The following is a 17,025-nucleotide window of genomic DNA, read 5'->3' as shown; positions in this document are numbered from 1 at the left end:
CCGGGACATGGCGATCTACCTCACCAAGGAGAGCAAGGTCCTCGTCCAGGGAATGACCGGCGGCGAGGGCATGAAGCACACCCGACGGATGCTCGCGGCCGGCACGAACGTCGTCGGTGGCGTCAACCCGCGCAAGGCCGGCCGCACCGTCGACTTCGACGACCGCGCCGTCCCCGTCTTCGGGTCGGTCGCCGCCGGTATGCAGTCGACGGGAGCCGATGTAACCGTCGTGTTCGTGCCGCCCGCCTTCGCCAAGGCGGCCGTGACCGAGGCCGCCGACGCGGGCATCGGCCTCGCCGTCGTCATCACCGAGGGCATCCCCGTCCACGACTCGGTCGCCTTCACGGCGTACGCCAGGTCGAAGGGCACCCGGATCATCGGCCCCAACTGCCCCGGCCTGATCACCCCCGGCCAGGCCAACGCGGGCATCATCCCCGCCGACATCACCAAGCCGGGCCGCATCGGCCTGGTCTCCAAGTCCGGCACGCTCACCTACCAACTCATGTACGAGCTACGGGACATCGGCTTCTCGACCTGCGTCGGCATCGGTGGAGACCCCGTCGTCGGCACGACCCACATCGACTGCCTCGCCGCCTTCCAGGACGACCCCGACACCGAACTCGTCGTCCTCATCGGGGAGATCGGCGGCGACGCCGAGGAACGCGCCGCCGCGTACATCCGCGACCACGTCACCAAACCGGTCGTCGGCTACATCGCAGGCTTCACCGCACCCGAGGGCAAGACGATGGGCCACGCGGGCGCGATCGTGTCGGGCTCCTCCGGTACGGCGACGGCGAAGAAGGAGGCGCTGGAGGCCGTAGGAGTCAAGGTCGGACGCACCCCGACGGAGACCGCCCGGCTGGTGCTCGACCACCTGGACCACCTGGACCTCCCGCACGCGGCACGTGATGTCACTCATAGTTGACGTGCCGTGACTGTCGCGCTCCTTCGAGCGCAACTAGCTTCATCTGTACGACAGTTCGTACGTAGGACCGTTCCTGCCTCACCCCGCCCCGACTGTGCACCGAGAGCGGAGCAGAAGCATGGCATCAACCCTCACCCCGGCCCCGATCCCTCCCCACCCGACCCTCAAGGCGGGCACGTCCTGGAGTGACGCCTGGCGGCGTTGTCTCGCCGTCGCGCCCGAGGCGTTCCAGGACGACCGTGTCCTCAACCTCTGGAACTCCGCCTGGCAACGGGACGGCCGGGCCCTGCCTGCCACCAGCCCCGTCGACGGCAGCCCCATCGCCGGACCGCCCCGCCTGGACCGGTCCACCGCCCACCAGGCCGTACGCGCCTCCCTCGACCAGCACCGCGCCTGGCGCCATGTCCCGCTCGACGAACGGCGCGCCCGCGTCGCCGCCACGCTGGACGCCCTGACCGAGCACCGCGAACTCCTCGCGCTGCTGCTGGTCTGGGAGATCGGCAAGCCCTGGCGGCTCGCGCAGGCGGACGTGGACCGGTCCATCGACGGAGTGCGCTGGTACGTCGACGGCATCGAACCGATGCTCGCCGGCCGCACCCCGCTCGACGGCCCGGTGTCCAACATCGCGAGCTGGAACTACCCGATGAGCGTGCTGGTGCACGCCATGCTGGTCCAGGCGCTGGCAGGGAACGCGGTCATCGCCAAGACCCCGACCGACGGCGGCGTCGCCTGCCTCACCCTGGCCGCCGCGCTCGCCGCGCGCGAGGGAATCCCCGTCACCCTCGTCAGCGGCAGCGGAGGCGAGTTGTCGGAGGCGCTGGTGCGCGCGCCCGAGATCGGCTGCGTCTCCTTCGTCGGCGGCCGCGACACCGGAGCCGCGGTGGCCACGGCCGTCGCCGACCTCGGCAAACGGCATGTCCTCGAACAGGAAGGACTCAACACCTGGGGCATCTGGAACCACACGGACTGGGACACGCTCACCGCGGTCATCCCCAAACTCTTCGACTACGGCAAGCAGCGCTGCACGGCCTATCCGCGTTTCGTCGTCCAGCGTGAGCTGTTCGACGAGTTCCTCACGGCCTACCTCCCGGCGGTCCGAACTCTCCGAGTCGGCCACCCCCTTGCGGTCCGGGACGCCCAAGACCCGTATCCGGAGCTGGACTTCGGCCCGTTGATCAACGCGGCCAAGGCCAAGGAACTCCACGACCAGGTGGCCGAGGCGATCGACCGCGGCGCCGTACCGCTGCACCGCGGCAAGCTGTCCGAGGCCAACTTCCTTCCCGGGCAGGACACTTCGGCGTACGTCCGACCCGTCACGCTCCTCAACCCGCCCCCGTCGTCCCCGCTGCATCACGCGGAGCCGTTCGGCCCGGTCGACACCATCGTCCTGGTCGACACGGAGGCGGAGTTGCTGGCCGCGATGAACGCGTCCAACGGCGCGCTGGTCGCCACCCTCTCCACCGACGACCGCGCGACATACGACCGACTGGCCCCGCAGATCCGCGCGTTCAAGGTCGGCCACGGCACACCACGCTCCCGCGGCGACCGCGACGAACTGTTCGGCGGCTTCGGCGCCTCCTGGCGCGGTGCCTTCGTCGGCGGCGAACTCCTCATCCGCGCGGTGACACACGGGCCGGTGGGGGAGCGGCTCCCCGGCAACTTCCCGGAGTACCAGCTCATGCCGTGAGCGGTGGGCACCCGTAGGTGCCGTGACCGGCGGGCACAGTCCCGCGCCGGGACCGGCGGGTGCGGCCCCGAGTTGTCGCCGACAGGCACCGGCAGGCACCGGCTCACGCCGTGATCGGCGGCCGGGTGGCACTCGCGTTCACCGAGTGCCGCCCGGCGATGATCTCGTCGGCCAGCCACCGGGCCACGCCCTGCGGATAGGGGCGCGGCAGACTCAGCACGATGTGGTTCATCCCGGCGTCGACGAGCCTGCCGACCGTCTCCCGGGTCGTGGCCGGATCGTCGTACGACACCAGGATCTGCACCGAGCGCGTGATCGTGCCCGGGTCGCGGCCCAGTTCGGCGCAGTGCGCGTCCAGGACGCGGGCGCGCTCGGCGACGTGCTCGACGGTGTTGTGCGGTGGCCCTGGAACGTTCCACATGTCGGCGTGCTCGGCGACCAGCCGCAGCAGGCGGGTGCCCCAGCCGCCGATGAGCAGCGGGGGACCGGGCCGCTGTACGGGCTTGGGTTCGCATCGCGTGCCCCGGAGACGGTAGTAACGGCCCTCGAAGTCGAAGACGTCCCGGGTCCACATCCCCTTCAGGATCTCGACGGTCTCCGCGAGCCGTGCGAGGCCCTCGCCGGGCGGGACGAGCGAGAGGCCGTACGCCTCGTACTCGGCGATCGCCGGATTGGCGCCCTCGATGCCCCCGGTCCCCGGCGGCTGATGCGTGCCGCCGACTCCCAGCCTGAGGACGAGACGGCCGCCCGAGATCACGTCCACCGTGGATGCCATCTTGCCGAGTACGGCCGGTGGACGGATGCGGTTGCTGGTGACGAGGAGTCCGAGCCGGAGCCGTTCCGTCTGCGCGGCGAGCGCGCTGAGGAGGGTCCAGCCCTCGTGTATCTGCCCGTCCTTCGGGCCGGCGACCGGTAGCAGGTGGTCCCACAGCCAGGCGTCCGCGATCTCCGGCACGGTGTCGGCCTCCAGCCAGACCCGCCGGATGTCCTCGTACGACACATGCATGGGGGTCGTCTTGATCCCGAAGCGCACATTGGTTGCTTCTGCCTTGTCCGTCATGGCTGTCATGACCATCAGCGTAGCCAATCGTCAGGCATGCTGACGATCAGAGTGAGGATTCAGTCGGGATACAGTCGGCGAATGGCCAACGATCAGCACCCCACCCCCCTGGAGTCCCGGCTCGGCTACCTCCTCAAGCACGCCCAGGCCAAGCTGGCCAGGACGTCCGCCGAGGCGCTGGCGCCGCACGGAGTGGACGGTCATGAGCTGGCCGTCCTGGTGGTGCTGTCGGCGGGGGAGCCGTTGTCGCAGGTCGAGGCCGCGGGGCGGCTCGGGGTCGACCGCACCACGATGGTGTCGCTGATCGACGGCCTGGAGGACCACGGCCTGGTCGAGCGCCGCCGCAGCCCGCAGGACCGCCGCAAGAACATCGTCGGACTGACGCCGGAGGGTCAGGACTGCCTCCGCCAGGCCGAGAAGGCCCGCCGCGCGGCGGAGCGCCGTTTCCTCGCCCCGCTGGACGAGGATGCGGCGGCGTCACTCGTACGGGCACTGCAGACCCTGGTGCTCGCGGAGCGGGAGTGAGCGCCGGAATCCGGCCGGTTTCCGTAGCCGAACGTTCACCGGTGGTGGCGGCTTTCCGCAGGTCGCAGGCCTCCCGTGACCTGCCCTCCTAGGGGTGGATATGCAGGTGAAAGGCGCTCCGAAAGCTTGGTATTGTTGTCCATGTCGCCGCGGGGAACACCCCCGGCCAGGCGGCAGACACCTGGTCCGGGTGGCGGAATGGCAGACGCGCTAGCTTGAGGTGCTAGTGCCCTTTATCGGGCGTGGGGGTTCAAGTCCCCCCTCGGACACACACAGTACGCACACCGGTGCTGGCCGATTCTCGGCCGGCACCTTCTGCGTTTCAGGGGCGCCGGAGTGGGCTGAAAGGCCTTGCCGGGGGCACTCGGCTTGTGCGGTACCGATGGGTGCCGCAGAAGCCGAAGGAAAGAGAAGCTCGTGTACATAGGTCTGGGTACCGTGGTCGTCATCATCGTCATCGTGCTCGTCGTCATGATGCTGCGCCGCCGCTGACCCGTACCCCTCGTCCCGCACGATCGGCCATGACCAGAGCCCGCCCCGGATCCGGTTCCCCTGGTTCCCCGGGCGGGCATGGTCACGATCGGTGCGTCGGTGGGCTCAGCCGAGGGTGAAGTCGTCGGCGGTGACGTTGGACTGGCCGTACCAGCCGTGGACGTAGACGGTGACCGTTCCGCTGCTGCCGGTGGTGAAGGCGACCGACAGCTGGTTCCAGGCCGTGTTGTTCGACCAGGTGCTCGCGGAGGCGCCGCCGGTGACTCCGATGTAGGCGTACGGTCCTTGCACCCAGGCGGTGAGCGTGTAGCTCTTGTTGGGGGTCAGGGTGACCGTCTGGTCGCATTCGCCAGTGCTGCTGGAGCTCGGGGTGACCTGGAGGCTGTGGCTCCCGGTGTGGACCGGCGTGGAGACCACCGTGCTGCCGCCCGTGCAGGTCCAGGGGGTCAGAGTGCCGGTCTCGAAGCCCGCGTTGGTCAGTGAGCCTCCGCCGCCTCCGCTCCCGCTCGTGGTGACCGTGAGTGTGTACGTCGCGCTGTGGCTGCCGGTCGCGGCGGTGCCGGTGACGGTGATCGGGTAGGTGCCTGCGGCCACCGACGAGCCGACCGTCGCCGTCAGTGTCGAACTGCCGCCGGATGTCACGGAGTTGGGGCTGAAGGAGACGCTCACGCCGGAGGGTGCGCCGGAGGTGGCGAGGCTGACGGACTCGGCGCTGCCGGAGGCGACTGCCGTGGCGACCGTTGCCGTTGCCGAACCGCCTTGGGCTGCCGAGGCGGAGCCGGGTGACAGGGACAGGGAGAAGTCGGTGGTGGTGCCTCCGCCGCCGCCCGAGCTGCCCTCGTAGGGCACGAACGCGTCGGTGAACGCGAGGCTGTTCTGGCTGATCTCACTGCACGTGGGCAGCGAGTTGGCGCTTCCGCCGCATGCCTGGTCGCGGGTGATGGCCCAGAACGCGAGCCGCCCGACGCTGTTCTGTGCGGCGAAGGTCTCCACCGTCTGGGCGTCCGCCAGCGTGAAGGTGGAACCGTCGTCGTTCTTGCCGATCATCGGCGTGATGCCGAGGTTGGCGTAGGTGTAACCGGAGTCGACGGACTGCATCTGCGCCAGCGTGGCCTTGGCCGCGGAGATCGCGCCCTGGCCCATCTCGGTGCCGGTGCCCGCGTAGTAGTCCATGGCCATGATGTTGACCACGTCGATCTTGATACCCGCGTTCTTCGCGGCCTTCAGGATGTTGACGCCGTCGCCGGTCAGCCCGCTCGTCAGGACGGGGAGGGTCATGGAGAACTGCAGGTTCGGGTTGGACGCCTTGAGGTCCTTCATCGCCTGCATCTGGCGGGCCGCCGCCGCGGTGTCCGCGATGGCTGCGCCCTCGATGTCGAAGTCGAGCTGGGTGACGCCGTAGTCGTTGATGATCGCCTGGTATCCGGCGTCGATGCTGCTCTGCGTCGAGCACGTCCAGGCCAGCGGCTCGCCGCTCGCACCGCCGGAGGAGACGATGACCGACGCGCCCTCGGACTTCGCCTTGGCGATCAAGGGATCGGTGTAGGAGTCGTTGCCGATGGGGAGCGTGTCGCCCCAGATCTGGTTGCAGCCGACGCCGAGCACGAAGGCCGCGGTGTAGGCCTTGAGCTTGTGTCCGGTGATGGCGGTGTCGAGCAGTCCTTCCTGACTGTTCGACATGTCGACGTAGGGGGCCACGGAGTAGACGCTGCTTCCCGCGGCGCTGCTCGCCGGGGCCAGGGCGACGGTGACGCCGGTGGCCGCGAGCGCGAGGGCGGACACGGAAGCCGCCAGTCTTGCCAGGTGCATGACAGTACCCCTCTCGGGGATGCCCAATGGGGCGCGGAGTGGTGGGGGTGAGCCGTGCGGGATATTGGTACATACCAAACCGCTGACGGAGGGCACCGTCAAGAGGACTAGACCAACTGTTTACGGAGTCAGCGCAGGTGGACCAGGATCCGGCCGGCGTTGGTCGGATCGGCCTCCACGCGGGCGTAGAGCTTCTTGAGGTGCTTCTGCGCCAGCACGGCCAGCACGCGCTTCTTGAGCTGGCCCGTTCCCTTGCCCGGGATGATCTGGACGATGTCGACCCCGGTCGCGGCGGCCTTGAACAGGGTCTGCCGCAAGGCCGTGTCGATGTCGCGGTCGCTGCGGAAGAACGGGTGCAGATCCAGGGTGATCAGGGCCATCGCCTCCGATGTGGTCGGTCGCCGGCCGGCGTCGGTGCCCGGCGCGGCGTAGGTGATCCTCCTACAGCGGCGCCGGGGAAGAGGCGTCCGCGATCAGCAGGCGTGGCCTGCCCGTGCCGTTCGCCGGGACGCTCCACAGGTCGGTGGTGCCGACCTTGCCGTTGGTGGGGAGCGCGTAGGCGACGGTGTCGTTGTCGAGCCAGGTGGCCTGGTCGTCGACGCTGTGGCGTTCGGCGAGGGGCGTCTCGCGCAGGGTGCCGAGGTCGAGGACGTACTCGTGCCACAGGTCCGTGCGGGACAGGACCCGCTTCTTGAAGGCGACCCTCGTTCCGTCGGGGGAGAGTGAGGGGCATTCGACGTTCTGGATCAGCGTGGTGACCGACTTGCGGGAGAGGGAACCCCGGACCAGGTACGTCTTGTTGGCGGTGTTGAGTGTGGCGTAGAACGTGTCGTCGTCGGAGGCGAAGGTGACGCCCCAGAAGTTGATGTCCGAGGCGTGGTACGGCTTGCCGTCCAGGGTGATGGAGAACGTCTCCAGACTGGGCGTCAGCTTCATCGTGCGGGTGTCCAGGACCGAGGTCCGGGTGGAGAAGAACGCGGACGAGTAGGACTCGCCGGAGACGAAGACGGTCCAGGCGACGAACCGGCCGCTCGGTGAGACCCGGGCCCGGCTGGGGGTGCCCGCGAGCGGGAAGCTGCGCAGGGTACGGAGGTTCGCGTCCAGGAGCAGGGCGCGGTTGCTCTGCCGGAGGACGCCGGGGGTGGACTGGAGGCAGATGCCGGTGCCGGCCGCCGCGTAGAACCGTACGCACTTCAGGTTCGAGGCGGTCCGTCCGCCCCCGGGGTCGGCGGACGGGACCGAGGCGACCGCGGTGCGGTGGGGGCCGGCTGCCGCGTTGACGAAGGTCAGGCGGCGTTTCTGGTCGAGCGTCAACGTGCCCGTGCTGACGGCCGGGTCGCCGGAGCGCGGCTTGTTCGCCCGGTCCGCGCGGGCGGCCGCGTGCAGGACCACGCCCGTGCCGAGGCCGGTGAGGAGCAGGACCGCCGTGACGAGGACGATCAGGCGGCGGCGGAGCGGTGGCATCTGGTTCCCTGAGGCTGTGGTGGTCATGATCGGGTTCCGGCGGTCGGTCGCAGCACCATGCCCGCGACGGACGCGCAGGCCAGCAGGCCGACCGCCGCGCCGGCGAGCGCGGGGCCGTCCCCCCACACGGTCCAGGCGGCGCCGAAGGCCAGCGAGCAGCAGAACCGGGCCAGTGCCTGGGCGGTGCCGACGATGGCGAGGCCGCTGGCGCGCAGTTGCTCGGGCACGATGTCGGCGAGCGCGGCCGGGAGCACGCCGTCGGTGGCCGCGTAGAACATGCCGTGCAGGGCGAGCACGAGCGGGGGGAGCACCGGTGTGGCCGGGGCCCAGAGGAGGAGGGTGTAGGCGGTGAGCAGGATCGCGTGCCCGGCCAGGAACACCGTGCGTCGGCCGATCCGGTCGGCCAGCGCGCCGACGGGCATCGCCAGGAGCAGGAACACCACGGCGGTGCCCAACGGCAGCAGCGTGAACCACTGTTCGCCGATCCCGGCGCGCCGTTGCAGGAGCAGGTAGACGAAGGCGTCGCTGACGGTGGTCAGGCCGAGCAGCGCGGCACAGCCCGCGAGCGCCCGCAGGCGTGGCAGCCGTAGCAGGGCGAACGCTTCGCGGAGGTCGACGGGGCGCTTGCCGGTTGCTGTACTCGGCTCAGCCGGTTGCGCGTTCTGCTGTTCGTCGCGTGGCGCCGGCACGGTGCGTGCGTCGAGAGGCCGGTCGGTGTCCGTCTCGGCTGCGACCGCACTGGGTGTCTCGGCCTGTGCGCCCCGCTGCTTGCCGGGGACGAACAGCACCAGGACGAGCACGCCGAGCGCGGCGACGCACGCGCTCACGCCGAAGACGGCGTCGTAGCCGTCGGTGGCCGCGCGGAGGATGAAGAAGGCCGCCAGGGGGCCGAGCATCGCGCCGGTGGTGTCCATCGCGCGGTGTACGCCGAAGGCCCGGCCCTGGTTCTCGGGCGGGGTGGACAGGGAGATCATCGCGTCGCGCGGGGCGGTGCGCAGGCCCTTGCCGGTGCGTTCCAGGGCGAGGACCGTGCCGAGGGTGCCGATGCTGCCGGCGAACAGGAGCAGCGGTTTGCACAGCGCGGACAGGCCGTAGCCGAGGCCGGCTATCAGCTTGTGGTTGCGCACCCGGTCGGCGAGGTGGCCGCCGATGAGCTGGACCAGCGCGCTGACGCCGTTGTATACGCCGTCGAGGGCGCCGAAGCCCAGCGGGCTGAAGCCGAGGGTGGTGACGAGGTAGAGCGGCAGGACGGCGGTGACCATCTCCGAGGAGATGTCGGTGATGAGGCTGACCGTGCCCAGGACGAACACGACCGGGGCGGCCCGGGATCCCAGGCCGCGTCTTCGGCGCTGTCCGCTGTCCGCCCTCGGCGGTGTGGAGCGGTCGGTGAGGTACATGTGCGAGGACTCCAGGTGCGGTGCGGTCAGTTCTGCCGACTGCTCTCGTCCCGTAGCCAGGTGCCGAAGTCCTGTGCCCGGATTGCTTTTTCGGCCCTTCGCCGCGCGACCACTGCGGCCGCGACGAAGACTACGACCCCCATGATCAGCCTCGGCTCCCGGCGGAGCAGGGCGATCAGGTCCGCCTTGCTCGTGCGTGCCGAGGCCTGTGCCGGCTCCTGCTGTTCCTCGACCTGGGCGGTGGACACCGTAGCCCGGATCCGCCGTCGGATCAGATCCGGCCAGGTGCGCGGCGGGTGGACCACGACACTGGCCGCACCGACCACGAGCCGCTCCTCGGGGGCGAACGCCAGGGATGCGGCCAGGTCGTCCGCCATCAGCGGGGGCAGGGCGGCGATCCGCGCGTGCCCGGCCTTGGAGACCGCGATCACGCCCCGGCCGAACAGCCCCTCGCGTACGGCGGGCAGGCGCTGCCACACCTGGTAGTAGGCGCGAACCCGCCAAACGCAGTCGGCCAGCGGGATGCGCCGCTCGGGGGCGGTGGCGAGGATGCCCGACGTGTCGTCGTCCAGGGGTCCGGTCAGGGCCCGTACGTCGGCGCCCGCGATCACCACGTCGGCGTCCACGTACAGGCGCGGGAAGCCGCGTGCGTGGTCGTCGCCCGTCCGCAGAGCGGTGTGCTTGGAGGGGGTGGGGATCTCCACCACCCGGACCCGCGGGCCGCGTTCGGCCGCGATCCGCGCGGTGTCGTCCGTACAGCCGTTGCACACCACCACGATGTCGGGTTCGTCCCCGCGAGAATCGGCCAACAGTGAATCCAGGAGCCGGCCGATGACTCGCGCCTCGTTGTGGGCCGGTATCACAATGCTCGTCACCTGGTGCAGTATGCCGTCGGTGTCTCTATTGCGATGTGTGTTTCGTCCAAGTGTTCCCGTGACTGCGGTCGGTGGTCTAGATTGAGGGCCGCCGCACCGGTTTGGGTGGGGAACTCAATCCTGACCGAAGGTCAGGATACGAGGTCGTGCAACAGGTGCGAAACAGGCAGTGACCAACATGCAGGGCGCATGAGGTGGTTGGGGAACCGCTGAAGCTCCCTCGTTTTTCTTCTGTGCCGTTGTGTGGGAGAGCACATCGGTAACCGCGCATGTGGTGGGGGGCCATGACCATTGAGGTCACGCATGAGCTGCTGGTTGTGGAACGCAGAACTCCGGAAGCTCGGCGAAGACGGTGGGAACACAAGTACCGGATAGTCCTGCTGGTCGCGGACAGCTTCGCCGCTGTCGCCGCCGCCTTCGTGATCCACGCGGCCTACGGCCGCTGGACGGTGGCCCTGGTGCTGCCCCCGACGTGGATCGCGGCCATGCTCGCCCACCGCACCTACGACCGCAGCGCCCTGGGCCTGGGCACCGAGGAGTACCGACGGGTGCTTCGCGGAGCCGTCGCACTGCCCGCGCTGGCCGTGGCCGCGTACTGGTTGTTCACCCACGATTCGGGCCTCCTTCATGACATGGTCATGGCTGCGATACCGGCCGTCGCGATCGCCCTTCCCGTCCGCTACGCGCTGCGCCGCAGACTGCACAGACGATGGGCGCGGGGCCGGGGCGGCAGCGCGACGCTCATCGTCGGACCGGCCCGCGGTGTCGCTGACCTGGTCGCCGTGCTGCGGCGCGGCGGAGCCCAGGAACTGCACGCCGCCGGGGTGTGCCTGAGCGATCCGGAGAACGCCGCCGAGATACGCAAGCTGGGCCTCCCCGTCCTCGGCGGCGTCGGCAACATGAACGACGTCATCCAGGCCCTGGGCATCGGCACCGTGGTGGCGCTGCCCGCCCCCGAGTTCGACGCCGCCGTCCTGCGCCGGATGTCCTGGACGGCCGCCGTGCAGGGCGTCGACTTCCTGCTGGCCCCCGTACTGACCGACGTCTCCGCCTCCCGCCTGGAGGTACGGCCCACCAACGGGGTACCGCTGGTGCGGGTGCAGGCGCCGAACCTCTCCCGGACCTCCCGGCTCCCCAAGGAAGCCCTGGACCGGACGCTCGCGGCACTGCTCCTCGCGCTCCTCGCCCTGCCCATGATGCTGATCTGCCTGATCGTCCGGCTGGACAGCTCCGGTCCCGCCCTGTTCCGGCAGCAACGGGCGGGCCGCTACGGCGACTACTTCACGATGCTGAAGTTCCGCACGATGCGGACGGACTCGGAGGACCTGCGGGCGGAGCTGGAGCACCTCAACGAGAACAGCGACGGCCTGCTGTTCAAGGTGAAGCAGGACCCGCGCATCACCCGCGTCGGCTCGTTCCTGCGCCGCACCTCGCTCGACGAACTGCCGCAGCTGATCAACGTGATCGGCGGCCACATGTCGCTCGTCGGCCCCCGCCCCCCGCTGCCCGAGGAGGTGGAGGAGTACACCCCGGAGGTCAAGCGCCGGCTGCTCGTGAAGCCCGGCCTGACCGGGCTGTGGCAGGTCAGCGGCCGCTCCGACCTGCCCTGGGACGAGGCGGTCCGGCTCGACCTCGGCTACGTGGACAACTGGTCGATGGGACTCGACCTGGAGATTCTGCTGCGCACCGGCTCCGCGGTGGTGCGCGGAACGGGGGCCTACTGATGGACCAAGGGGAGAAGAACCAAGTGACGCAGACCAGGGAGCCGTTGGGGGTCGCGGTCGTCGGGGCCGGCTACTGGGGGCCCAACCTCGTGCGCAACTTCCAGGCCAGTGAGCGGTTCCGGCTGCGCTGGCTGTGCGACCTCGACGTGGACCGCGCCCAGCGGGTCCTCGGCGGCTACTCGACGGTCCAGGCCACCGCCGACTACGCGGCCGTCCTCGCCGACCCGACCGTCGCCGCCGTCGCCGTGGCCACGCCCGCCGGCACCCACCTCGACATCGCCCTGGCCGCCCTGCGCGCCGGAAAGCACGTCCTCGTGGAGAAGCCCCTCGCGGCGACCTACGCCGACGGGATGCGGCTGGTCACCGAGGCGGAGGAGCGCGGGCTCACCCTGATGTGCGACCACACCTACTGCTACACCCCGGCGGTGGGCCGCATCCGGGAGCTGGTCCGCTCCGGCGAACTCGGCGAGATCCACTTCGTCGACTCGGTCCGCATCAACCTCGGGCTCGTCCAGAAGGACATCGACGTGATGTGGGACCTCGCCCCGCACGACCTGTCGATCCTCGACTTCATCCTCCCCGACAACGTCGAACCGGTCGCCGTCGCCGCCCACGGCGCCGACCCCATCGGTGCGGGACAGGCCTGCGTGGCCTATCTGACGCTCCAGCTCAACACGGGGGCCATCGCCCACGTGCACGTCAACTGGCTCTCCCCGACCAAGGTCCGCACCACCATGGTGGGCGGCGCCAAACGCACCCTGGTGTGGGACGACCTCAACCCCCTCCAGCGCGTGGCGGTCTACGACCGCGGAGTGGATCTGGCCGCGCCCCAGGAGATCGGCGCGGACGAACGCCGGGACATGCTCGTCTCCTACCGCTCCGGAGACATGGTCGCCCCCGCCCTCGGCGAGAAGGAGGCGCTGCGCGGCATGGTCGACGAGTTCGCCGACGCGATCGGCGAGGGCCGTCCGCCGCTGACCGACGGCCGGGCGGGTCTGCGGGTGCTGGACATTCTGGAAGCGGCGTCGCGAAGTCTCGCGTTCAAGGGCGCGGTCGTCGGCCTGCGCGCCGGGCGTTGACCACCAAACCATCGAGAGGGCACAGCAGTTGAGCAGCGTACGCGGCAAGAAGATCCTGGTCACCGGAGGAGCGGGCACCATCGGCTCCAACCTCGTCGACCTCCTGGCCGAGGGCGGCGCCCGCGAGATCGTCGTACTCGACAACTTCGTGCGCGGGCGGCGGGCCAACCTCGCCCAGGCCCTGCCCAGCGGCGTGGTCGAGGTCGTCGAGGGCGACATCCGGGACGCCGACACCGTACGGAAGGCCACCGAGGGCGCCGACCTCGTCTTCCACCTCGCCGCGATCCGCATCACCCAGTGCGCGGAGGAACCCCGGCTCGCCAACGAGGTGTTGGTCGACGGCACCTTCAACGTCCTGGAGGCGGCCGTCGAGGCCGGAGTCGGCAAGGTCATCGCCTCCTCCTCGGCCTCCGTCTACGGCATGGCCGAGACCTTCCCGACGACCGAACGCCACCACGCGTACAACAACGACACGTTCTACGGCGCGGCCAAGGCCTTCAACGAGGGCATGCTGCGCAGCTTCCACGCCATGTACGGACTGGACTACGTGGCGCTGCGCTACTTCAACGTCTACGGCCCCCGCATGGACATCCACGGCCTGTACACCGAGGTGCTCATCCGCTGGATGGAGCGCATCGAGGCGGGCGAGCCGCCGCTGATCCTCGGCGACGGCACGCAGACCATGGACTTCGTCGACGTCCGCGACATCGCCAGGGCCAACCTGCTGGCCGCCGAGTCGGATCTCACCGACGAGGTCTTCAACATCGCCTGCGGTGCGGAGACTTCGCTGCGCGACCTCGCCGACGGCCTGCTGGAGGCGATGGGCGCGTCGGGCCTGGAGCCGGAGCACGGGCCCGCCCGCGCGGTGAACGGGGTGTCCCGGCGGCTGGCCGACACCTCGCAGGCCGCCGAGCGGCTCGGCTTCACGGCACGGATCGATCTGCGGACGGGCCTCAAGGACCTGGTGGAGTGGTGGCGCGCGGAGCGGGAGGCGGCCAAGTGAGCACCGACCGCATTCCGGTGATGATCCCCTGGCTCGGTGAGGACGAGGCGAAGGCCGCCTCCGACGCCGTGCTGTCCGGGTGGGTCGCCCAAGGGCCCCGGGTCGCCGCCTTCGAGCAGGCCTTCGCCGAGCGGGTCGGCGCCGAGCACGGCATCGCCGTCAGCTCGTGCACCACCGCCCTGCACCTCTCGCTCGTCGCGCTCGGCCTCGGCCCCGGCGACGAGGTCGTCGTCCCCTCGCTGTCGTTCATCGCCACCGCCAACGCCGTGCGCTACGTCGGGGCCGAACCGGTGTTCGCGGACGTCGACCCCGACACCGGCAACCTGACGACGGCCACCGTGGACGCCGTCCGAACTCCCCGTACCAGGGCGGTACTTGTCGTCCACCAGGGTGGCGTGCCCGCCGATGTGCATGCCCTGCGCGCCGCCTGCGCCGACTGGGACCTCCCGCTCGTCGAGGACGCGGCCTGCGCCATCGGCTCGACCGTCGGCGGCAAGCCGGTGGGACACGGCGCGCTGATCGCGGCCTGGTCCTTCCACCCGCGCAAGGTCGTCACCACCGGCGAGGGCGGCATGATCACCACCGACGACGCCGAGTGGGCGGCACGCCTGCGCCGGCTGCGCGAGCACGGCATGAGCGCCTCGGCCGCCGAGCGCCACGCGAGCAACAAGCCCGTGCTGGAGCAGTACTTGGAGGTCGGCTACAACTACCGGATGACGGACGTCCAGGCCGCGATCGGCCTCGTCCAGCTCGGCAAGCTCGACGCGATGATCACCCGCCGCCGCGAACTGGCCGCCCGCTACGACGAGTTGCTGCAGGGCATCCCCGGCCTCACCCCCGTCACCGATCCCGCGCACGGGCAGAGCAACTTCCAGTCCTACTGGGTGCAGTTGGCCGAGGACTTCCCCGTCGGCCGCGACGACCTGCTCGCCGCGCTCTCCGAAGCCGGTGTCTCGGCCCGGCGCGGCATCATGGCCTCGCACCTCGAACCCGCCTACGCGGACCACCCCGCCGTACCACTGCCGGTCACCGAGCGAATCAGCCGCGACTCGCTGATCCTGCCGCTGTTCCACACCATGACCGAGGCCCAGCAGGACCGTGTCGTGGCGGCGCTGCGCGAACAGGCCCGAAGATGAACGGACTTGTCATCGTTGGCGCGGGCGGATTCGCGCGGGAGACGGCTCAAACCGTGGCGGACGCGGGGGAGTTCAAGCTGCTCGGGCACCTCGACGACAACCCCGCCCTGCACGGCACCGACGTGGCCGGCGTCCCCGTCCTCGGCGGCTGCGACCTGGTCCACGAGATGCCCTATGCCCGGGTGGTGATCTGCGTGGGCAACCCCGGGGACTACGCGGCCCGCGCCCGGCTGGTCCGCAGGCTCGCCCTCCCCGCGGAGCGCTACGCCACCGTGGTCCACCCGACGGTCTCGGTGTCCAGGTCCTCTACGGTCGGCCCCGGTTCGGTCCTGCTCGCGCACTGCGTCCTGACCGCCGCCGTCCATGTCGGCGCGCATGTCGCGGTGATGCCGCAGGTCGTCCTCACCCACGACGACGTGGTCGAGGACTTCGCCACGCTCGCGTCCGGCGTCCGCCTGGGGGGCGGGGCACGGCTGGAACGCGGTGCCTATGTGGGGTCCGGTGCCCTGGTCAGGGAGGGCACGACGGTCGGCGCCTGGTCACTGATCGGGATGGGGAGCACGGTGCTCGGCGACGTACCGCCGGGCGAGGTCTGGGCGGGGAGCCCGGCCCGCAGACTGCGCGAGGCGTCCGCGCCCGCGCTGGACGAACTGTCGACACAGCAACTGGGGGGACCAGTCGCATGAACCACATACCGCTGGTGGATCTGAAGGCGGCCCACGCCGAGGTCGCCGACGACGTACGCGCAGGTTTTGAGCGGGTGTTGGCGAACACCGCGTTCATCGGCGGCGACGAGGTGGGGGCCTTCGAGCGCGAGTACGCCGACTTCGGCGGGGTCGCGCACTGCGTGGGCGTCGCCAACGGCACCGACGCCGTCGAACTCGCCCTGCGCGCAAGTGGGGTGGGGCCCGGCGACGAGGTCGTGATCCCCGCCAACACCTTCATCGCCACCGCGGGCGCGGTGGCGCGGATCGGTGCGCGACCCGTCCTGGCGGACTGCCTGCCCGACACGTATCTGCTCGACCCGCAGGCCGCGTTGGACGCGGTCGGCCCGGCCACCCGCGCGGTCGTGCCGGTGCACCTGTACGGGCAGCTGGCCGACGTGACGCCATTGGTGGCCCAACTGCCCGACCATGTACGGGTCGTGGAGGACGCCGCGCAGTGCCAGGGCGCCACCCGCGACGGCCGGACCCCGGGCAGCGGCGGCATCGCGGCCACCAGCTTCTACCCGGGCAAGAACCTCGGCGCCTACGGCGACGCGGGCGCGGTGCTCACCGACGACGAGGAACTCGCGGGCCTGGTACGGGCGATCGCGAACCACGGCGGAGTCGCCAAGTACCGCCACGACGTACCCGGGTTCAACAGCCGCCTGGACGGACTCCAGGCCGTCGTCCTGCGCGCGAAGCTGACCCGGCTCGCGGCCGGCAACGAGGCCCGGCGCACGGCCGCCGCCCGCTACGACGCGCTGCTCGCCGAACTCGCCGACGCCGGACGGGTCGTCCTCCCCGTGACGGCGCCCGGCAACCTCCCCGTCTGGCACCTGTACGTCGTGCAGGTCGCCGACGCGGACCGTGACGCCGTCGTCGGCAAGCTGAATGCCGAGGGCATCGGCGCCGGGGTGCACTACCCGGCCCCGGTCCATCTCACCGAGGCGTACCGCCATCTCGGCCACGCCCGCGGCGACTTCCCGCACGCCGAGCAGGCGGCGGACCGGATCCTGTCGCTTCCGCTGTACCCGCAGATCACCCCCGACCAGCAGCAACGCGTCGTCGACGTGTTCACCGACGCGCTCGGCCGCTGACCGGTCCCCCGAGTTTCAGCACCACGACCCGCCCCCAGGGGTCGGTCC

Annotated in this window: 15 protein-coding genes and 1 tRNA gene; 10 read left to right on the top strand and 6 right to left on the bottom strand. The window is 70.5% G+C overall.

All coding sequences use genetic code 11. From position 1 onward, the window contains the following. Window positions 1–7: 7 nt before the first annotated feature. Window positions 8–925, top strand: a complete 918-nt coding sequence (sucD, locus tag OO70_RS19405; RefSeq protein ID WP_043672196.1) for a succinate--CoA ligase subunit alpha — start codon at window positions 8–10, stop codon at window positions 923–925. 118 nt (window positions 926–1,043) lie between these two features. After that, window positions 1,044–2,612 carry an aldehyde dehydrogenase family protein gene (locus OO70_RS19400; RefSeq protein WP_043672193.1) on the top strand — a complete coding sequence of 523 codons (1,569 nt, stop codon included), beginning with the start codon at window positions 1,044–1,046 and terminating at the stop codon, window positions 2,610–2,612. Between the two features lie 103 nt (window positions 2,613–2,715). Here the strand turns inward: OO70_RS19400 and OO70_RS19395 are convergent, their stop codons facing one another. Further along, complete coding sequence (locus OO70_RS19395; protein ID WP_043672190.1) at window positions 2,716–3,672, bottom strand: LLM class flavin-dependent oxidoreductase; 957 nt, start codon at window positions 3,670–3,672, stop codon at window positions 2,716–2,718. Window positions 3,673–3,753: 81 nt separating this feature from the next. Between OO70_RS19395 and OO70_RS19390 the strand changes: the two genes are divergently transcribed. Both OO70_RS19390 and OO70_RS19385 read left to right on the top strand, forming a co-directional pair. After that, on the top strand, window positions 3,754–4,197 hold the full coding sequence (locus OO70_RS19390) for a MarR family winged helix-turn-helix transcriptional regulator (protein ID WP_043672186.1): 444 nt from the start codon (window positions 3,754–3,756) through the stop codon (window positions 4,195–4,197). A gap of 184 nt (window positions 4,198–4,381) precedes the next feature. Then, a tRNA-Leu gene (locus OO70_RS19385) sits at window positions 4,382–4,466 on the top strand. A gap of 328 nt (window positions 4,467–4,794) precedes the next feature. Here the strand turns inward: OO70_RS19385 and OO70_RS19380 are convergent. From OO70_RS19380 to OO70_RS19360, 5 genes are all read right to left on the bottom strand, one after another. Beyond that, window positions 4,795–6,498: a carbohydrate binding domain-containing protein gene (locus OO70_RS19380; RefSeq protein ID WP_043672183.1), complete on the bottom strand. Its 1,704-nt coding sequence runs from the start codon at window positions 6,496–6,498 to the stop codon at window positions 4,795–4,797. A 128-nt stretch (window positions 6,499–6,626) separates the two neighbouring features. Further along, the gene (locus OO70_RS19375) at window positions 6,627–6,878 is read right to left on the bottom strand and encodes a Smr/MutS family protein (protein ID WP_043672180.1); all 252 of its coding nucleotides are present in this window, start codon (window positions 6,876–6,878) and stop codon (window positions 6,627–6,629) included. A gap of 61 nt (window positions 6,879–6,939) precedes the next feature. Next, entirely contained in the window at window positions 6,940–7,989 is a 1,050-nt protein-coding gene (locus OO70_RS19370) for a TolB-like translocation protein (protein WP_234336871.1), read from the bottom strand. Then, window positions 7,986–9,359 (bottom strand): MFS transporter, encoded by a 1,374-nt coding sequence (locus OO70_RS19365; protein WP_043672174.1) that lies wholly within the window; start codon window positions 9,357–9,359, stop codon window positions 7,986–7,988. Before OO70_RS19365 ends, OO70_RS19370 begins: the two co-directional genes overlap by 4 nt. A 26-nt stretch (window positions 9,360–9,385) precedes the next feature. Further along, a complete protein-coding gene (locus tag OO70_RS19360; RefSeq protein WP_043672171.1) occupies window positions 9,386–10,234 on the bottom strand; it encodes a glycosyltransferase in 849 nt (282 codons plus the stop codon). A 284-nt stretch (window positions 10,235–10,518) separates the two neighbouring features. Between OO70_RS19360 and OO70_RS19355 the strand changes: the two genes are divergently transcribed. From OO70_RS19355 to OO70_RS19330, 6 genes are read left to right on the top strand one after another with little or no spacing between them, the layout of a single operon-like run. Continuing rightward, the gene (locus OO70_RS19355) at window positions 10,519–11,958 is read left to right on the top strand and encodes a sugar transferase (RefSeq protein WP_043672169.1); all 1,440 of its coding nucleotides are present in this window, start codon (window positions 10,519–10,521) and stop codon (window positions 11,956–11,958) included. Between the two features lie 23 nt (window positions 11,959–11,981). Further along, window positions 11,982–13,037, top strand: coding sequence for a Gfo/Idh/MocA family protein (locus OO70_RS19350; protein ID WP_043672824.1), 1,056 nt, complete (start codon window positions 11,982–11,984; stop codon window positions 13,035–13,037). A gap of 28 nt (window positions 13,038–13,065) precedes the next feature. Then, window positions 13,066–14,040 (top strand): NAD-dependent epimerase/dehydratase family protein, encoded by a 975-nt coding sequence (locus OO70_RS19345; protein WP_043672165.1) that lies wholly within the window; start codon window positions 13,066–13,068, stop codon window positions 14,038–14,040. Continuing rightward, on the top strand, window positions 14,037–15,176 hold the full coding sequence (locus tag OO70_RS19340; RefSeq protein ID WP_043672821.1) for a DegT/DnrJ/EryC1/StrS family aminotransferase: 1,140 nt from the start codon (window positions 14,037–14,039) through the stop codon (window positions 15,174–15,176). The genes OO70_RS19345 and OO70_RS19340 overlap by 4 nt, the downstream gene beginning before the upstream one ends. After that, window positions 15,173–15,862 (top strand): acetyltransferase, encoded by a 690-nt coding sequence (locus OO70_RS19335; protein ID WP_043672162.1) that lies wholly within the window; start codon window positions 15,173–15,175, stop codon window positions 15,860–15,862. The genes OO70_RS19340 and OO70_RS19335 overlap by 4 nt, the downstream gene beginning before the upstream one ends. Further along, window positions 15,859–16,977, top strand: coding sequence for a DegT/DnrJ/EryC1/StrS family aminotransferase (locus OO70_RS19330; protein ID WP_043672158.1), 1,119 nt, complete (start codon window positions 15,859–15,861; stop codon window positions 16,975–16,977). Before OO70_RS19335 ends, OO70_RS19330 begins: the two co-directional genes overlap by 4 nt. Window positions 16,978–17,025: the final 48 nt, after the last annotated feature.

The sequence above is a fragment of the Streptomyces xylophagus genome, from assembly GCF_000716435.1.
Classification (GTDB): Bacteria; Actinomycetota; Actinomycetes; order Streptomycetales; family Streptomycetaceae; genus Streptomyces; species Streptomyces xylophagus.
The sequence above is the reverse complement of the archived record's forward strand: the minus strand, read 5'-3'. Positions and strand labels throughout refer to the sequence as shown.

Bases quoted from the DNA above. Each gene is read 5' to 3' on its own strand.
- OO70_RS19370 (WP_234336871.1), bottom strand. From the start codon at position 7,989: ATGACCACCACAGCCTCAGGGAACCAGATGCCACCGCTCCGCCGCCGC.
- OO70_RS19365 (WP_043672174.1), bottom strand. From the start codon at position 9,359: ATGTACCTCACCGACCGCTCCACACCGCCGAGGGCGGACAGCGGACAG.
- OO70_RS19380 (WP_043672183.1), bottom strand. From the start codon at position 6,498: ATGCACCTGGCAAGACTGGCGGCTTCCGTGTCCGCCCTCGCGCTCGCG.
- OO70_RS19395 (WP_043672190.1), bottom strand. From the start codon at position 3,672: ATGACGGACAAGGCAGAAGCAACCAATGTGCGCTTCGGGATCAAGACG.
- sucD (WP_043672196.1), top strand. From the start codon at position 8: ATGGCGATCTACCTCACCAAGGAGAGCAAGGTCCTCGTCCAGGGAATG.
- OO70_RS19390 (WP_043672186.1), top strand. From the start codon at position 3,754: ATGGCCAACGATCAGCACCCCACCCCCCTGGAGTCCCGGCTCGGCTAC.
- OO70_RS19335 (WP_043672162.1), top strand. From the start codon at position 15,173: ATGAACGGACTTGTCATCGTTGGCGCGGGCGGATTCGCGCGGGAGACG.
- OO70_RS19375 (WP_043672180.1), bottom strand. From the start codon at position 6,878: ATGGCCCTGATCACCCTGGATCTGCACCCGTTCTTCCGCAGCGACCGC.
- OO70_RS19355 (WP_043672169.1), top strand. From the start codon at position 10,519: ATGACCATTGAGGTCACGCATGAGCTGCTGGTTGTGGAACGCAGAACT.
- OO70_RS19400 (WP_043672193.1), top strand. From the start codon at position 1,044: ATGGCATCAACCCTCACCCCGGCCCCGATCCCTCCCCACCCGACCCTC.
- OO70_RS19330 (WP_043672158.1), top strand. From the start codon at position 15,859: ATGAACCACATACCGCTGGTGGATCTGAAGGCGGCCCACGCCGAGGTC.